Consider the following 2,342-nt stretch of genomic DNA (forward strand, 5'->3'; position numbering starts at 1 on the left):
CTTGCGAAAAACGAATCCAAGTCAGACCATTTCAAATGGTTCGATGTCTGCCCGGATGCGACACATCTGGTGTGTCCATCCTCGCAGTATCCGGTTCTCAAGGTGCACGCCCGCGCCGGTTCCCGGTCCGACCGGGCCGCGCGGCAAGGAGATATATTGCCAGACCGGAGGGGCCCCGGGGGCGGGAATCTGGTTGCACACAACTCCTACACATTTTGGGATTCTCAGCTGTATTTAGCAGTAATAGAGAGGGGACCTCGTTTCCGAGATCCCCTTTTTCGTCTATCTATAGAAATAGGCTTTCAAAGCCCTAGGCCAGCAGCTTGCGGCCAGACTCCTCAATCGCGTCAAGTGCTGCATCAGCCTCGGCGGCATCCGCGCCCTTAGCGAAGATGTACAGCTTGATCTTGGGCTCGGTGCCGGAAGGACGGACAATACCCTTGTTGCCACCCTCAAGATCGAACTCAATGACATTAGCCTTCGGCAGGCCGTTCACGCACGTGTTGTAATCCACAACGGCCTCGATCTTGGAGCCTGCGAGCTCCGCGGGCGGGTTCTCGCGCAGACCAGCCATGATGCCGGCCATCTTTGCCGCACCCTCAGCGCCCGGATAGCTCAGCGAAATCGTCTTGTTGTGATAGTAGCCATACTTCTCGTACAGCTCGTGCATCGCATCGGCAAGGTTCTTGCCCTGGAGCTTGTAATACTGCGCCATCTGGCAAATCAGAAGCGAAGTGCTCACGGCGTCCTTGTCGCGCACGTGGTCGCCGGCCAGATAACCGTAGCTCTCCTCGAAACCGAAGATAAAGCGATCGACTTCACCAGCATCGGAAAGCGAGGTAATGATGTCACCGATGTACTTGAAGCCCGTCAGGCAGCGACGGAGCTCAAAGCCATACTCCTCGGCCAGAGCATCGACCATGGCGGAAGAAACAATGGTAGTAACCGCGACCTTCTTGGTGAGATCCTCGCCGCGGGCGGCACGGGTCTTGCAGATATAGTCGAGCAGCAGAACGCCCATCTCATTGCCGGTCAGCAGCAGATAGTCATCACCATTCTTAACAGCAACGCCAACACGGTCGGCGTCAGGATCGGTTGCAAGCAGCAGATCGGGGTGAACCTGCTCGCACAGGTCGATTCCCTTCTGCATGGCCTGACGGATCTCGGGGTTAGGATACGGGCAGGTCGGGAAATCGCCGTTCGGGTCCTTCTGCTCGGGAACAACCGTGACATCGGTGATGCCGGCGCGCTCGAGCACCGTCGTGACGGGAATGAGGCCAGTGCCGTTGAGCGGAGTGTAGACGAGCTTAAGCGGAGCGCCAGCGATCTCCTCGGCAGAAAGGTTGGTCACGCCGCGCGCGAGAACGGCGTCGTAATAACGCTCGAGGCACGAGTCATCGATCCATTTGACCAGACCCTGCTCAAGAGCCTCATCGAAGTCCATGGACTTCACGCCAGTGAACGTATCGGTCTCGGCAATAGCCTTAGAAATTGCATCGGCGGCCTCGCTAGTGATCTGGCAGCCGTCGGGGCCATAGGCCTTATAGCCGTTATAGGGCGCAGGGTTATGGCTCGCGGTCATGCAAATGCCACCGGAGCACTTAAGGTCGCGGACGGCCCAAGATAGCGTAGGCACCGGGGAAATCTTAGGATACACAAGGGCGGTGACACCATTTGCCGCAAGAATAGCAGCAGTCGTCTTGACGAACAATTCGCCCTTATTGCGGCTATCGCGAGCAATGGCAACCGTCGGATGCTCAAAAGTCGCATTGAGATAGTCGGCGAAGCCCTGCGTTGCACGGCCGACCGTATAGATATTCATACGGTTAGTGCCAGCGCCGATCGTGCCACGCAGGCCAGCGGTGCCGAAGGCAAGATCCTGGAAGAAGGCATCGGTGATGGCATCCTCGTCACCCTGCTCCTTCATCGTGTTGAGCTCGGTCAGCAGCTCATCATCCTTGACATTGGCAATCCAAGTATCAAGCAGCTCGTGAACATCTGCCATGTGCGTCCTTCCGTCACAATCAATAAAACGGCCCGCCTAAAACAGGTCAAGCGCAGCATCACGCTTAAGTAGATAGTAATCCATTGAGTACATGAGACTGTCAGGAGAACGGTGAACGTCTGAATAAGACGGCAGATGATATCGTTGTAAAAATTGTAATTTAGTTAAATTGCCTGAGAAACGGAAAAGGGGGAGCCCGCGAGGCCTCCCCCTTCTCAGGTCCTTCGACGGCTCGGTGCCGTCCACCGGTCAGCGGCGCCCTGGCCTCCCACGGGCTGGCCCCGCAGTACTCTCGGCGCGATGGGGCTTAGCTTCCGGGTTCGGAACGGGACCGGGC

At 57.2% G+C, this 2,342-nt stretch carries 1 protein-coding gene and 1 rRNA gene; both read right to left on the minus strand.

Annotated features, from left to right (window positions below; genetic code table 11):
* Positions 1 to 310 precede the first annotated feature (310 nt).
* Positions 311 to 2,005, minus strand: a complete 1,695-nt coding sequence (locus ACTQX9_RS09440; RefSeq protein ID WP_154518687.1) for a phospho-sugar mutase — start codon at positions 2,003 to 2,005, stop codon at positions 311 to 313.
* A 247-nt stretch (positions 2,006 to 2,252) separates the two neighbouring features.
* A 5S ribosomal RNA gene (rrf, locus tag ACTQX9_RS09445) occupies positions 2,253 to 2,342 on the minus strand; the annotation flags it as partial.

The organism is Collinsella sp. LCP19S3_F2 (assembly GCF_052121015.1).
In the GTDB taxonomy this organism is placed as follows: Bacteria; Actinomycetota; Coriobacteriia; order Coriobacteriales; family Coriobacteriaceae; genus Collinsella.

What these genes read in the sequence shown, in the direction of transcription:
- ACTQX9_RS09440 (WP_154518687.1), bottom strand. Translation starts at nt 2,005, where the DNA reads ATGGCAGATGTTCACGAGCTGCTTGATACTTGGATTGCCAATGTCAAG.